Genomic DNA, 576 nt, shown 5'->3' with positions numbered 1-576 from the left:
CCCTTCTGCTCCTGGTAGCCCATGTGGCTGTGGTACCAGTAGGTGCCGCTCTGCAGCACCGGGAAGCGGTAGGTGAAGGACTCGCCCGGCTGGATGCCCGGAAACTCCAGGCCGGGCACGCCGTCCATGTCGTTGGGCAGGATGATGCCGTGCCAGTGCATGCCCGTCATCTCGGGCAATTCGTTGCGGACGTTGATGGTGACGACGTCACCCTCGCGCCAGCGCAGAACCGGTCCCGGCACGCCGCCGTTGATGGTATTCGCCCAGGTCGGGGCGCCGGTCTTGTTGACCGTGCCGCGGGCCAGTGTGAGGTCGTAGCTCGCGGCGCGAGGCACGGTGGCCTCGCCGGGGCTCGCCAGGGCGAACGCGGAGCGGCTGCGCGCCGCGAGACCCGCGGCGGCACAGGCGCCGAGGCCGGAGATGAACCGGCGGCGCGTCTGCGCCGGACCGTCCCACAGGAGCGGTGCCACCATGCGATTCTTCCTGGGCCGCGGCGGAGAGCCGGGCTAGAGGCCAAGATCTCGCGAAGTTGCGGCCTTCCCACGTGGGAGGATCAAGCTCGGCGCCCCTCCGGCG

At 70.5% G+C, this 576-nt stretch carries 1 protein-coding gene; it reads right to left on the bottom strand.

Annotation, left to right across the window (positions count from 1 at the left end; genetic code table 11):
- Nucleotides 1-473: multicopper oxidase domain-containing protein (locus tag ACU8YC_RS25810; protein ID WP_446896081.1), on the bottom strand; the 473-nt coding region annotated here is incomplete at its 3' end.
- Between the last annotated feature and the right edge of the window lie 103 nt (nucleotides 474-576).

The sequence above is a fragment of the Citrobacter sp. VF227 genome, assembly GCF_052950715.1.
The sequence above is the reverse complement of the archived record's forward strand: the minus strand, read 5'-3'. Positions and strand labels throughout refer to the sequence as shown.